The organism is Pannonibacter sp. XCT-53, assembly GCF_009915765.1.
GTDB lineage: Bacteria > Pseudomonadota > Alphaproteobacteria > Rhizobiales > Stappiaceae > Pannonibacter > Pannonibacter tanglangensis.
In genome coordinates this window covers 1-1,157 of sequence record NZ_JAABLQ010000007.1, presented here as the reverse complement: position 1 = coordinate 1,157, position 1,157 = coordinate 1, and the positions used below count along the sequence as shown (strand labels likewise).

General features: G+C 68.8%; 1 protein-coding gene. It reads left to right on the top strand.

Going from position 1 to position 1,157, the window contains the following annotated elements; all coding sequences use genetic code 11:
• Nucleotides 1-1,143, top strand: a 1,143-nt coding sequence (locus tag GWI72_RS19875; RefSeq protein ID WP_161709754.1) for a sn-glycerol-3-phosphate import ATP-binding protein UgpC, incomplete at its 5' end; no start/stop codon positions are given.
• Nucleotides 1,144-1,157 lie beyond the last annotated feature (14 nt).

Genomic DNA, 1,157 nt, shown 5'->3' with positions numbered 1-1,157 from the left:
ATGGCGACGATCAGTCTTGAGAATGTCCGCAAGATCTATGCTGGCGGTGTTGAGGCGGTGAAGGGGGTGTCGATGGACATCGCCGACGGCGAGTTCATCGTGCTGGTGGGGCCGTCGGGCTGCGGCAAGTCCACGCTCCTGCGCATGATTGCCGGCCTGGAGGAGATCTCCGCCGGCGACATCCGCATCGGTGACCGGGTCGTCAACCGGGTCGATCCGGCCGACCGCGACATCGCCATGGTGTTCCAGAACTACGCGCTCTATCCGCACATGAGCGTCTACAACAACCTCGCCTATGGCCTGCGCAACCGCGGCGTGCCCAGGGACGAGATCGACCGCCGCGTCAAGGAAGCCGCCCGCATCCTCGAGATCGGTGCCTTCCTCGAGCGCAAGCCCAAGGCCCTCTCCGGCGGCCAGCGCCAACGCGTCGCCATGGGCCGCGCCATCGTGCGCGAGCCGGCCGCCTTCCTCTTCGACGAGCCGCTCTCCAACCTCGATGCCAAGCTGCGCGTCCAGATGCGCGTCGAGATCAAGCGCCTGCAGAAGAGCCTCGGCACCACCTCCGTCTATGTCACCCACGACCAGCTCGAGGCCATGACGCTCGCCGACCGGCTCGTCGTGCTCAACGGCGGCGCCATCGAGCAGATCGGCGACCCCATCGCCGTCTACGAGCAGCCCGCCTCCACCTTCGTCGCCTCCTTCATCGGCTCCCCGGCCATGAACCTGATCCCCGTCACCGTGCGGGATGGCCGCGCCGCCCTTGCCGAGGGCGACGGCCTCAGCGGGCCGGACCTCGCCGCCGGCGCCCCCTTCACCCTCGGCATCCGGCCCGAACATCTCCTGCCCGCCGAAACCCACCCGGCCGGCCCCGGTGATGTCAGCCTCAAGGTCACCGTCACCGTCCTCGAGCCCGTCGGCGCCGAGAGCTATCTCTATGGCACCATCGGCACTGGCTCAGGCAATGGCACGGGCACGGGCAATGGCAATCGCAACGGCAAGGGCAATGGCGGGCCGGAGATCGTCATCCGCGTCCCCGCCGCCGCCCGCCACGCCAGCGGCGAAACCCTCTCCTTCATCGCCCCAGCCGACCGCCTCCACCCCTTCGACGCAACCACCGGAAAGCGCATCCCGGCACGCCCGTGACACCCCCTCACCCC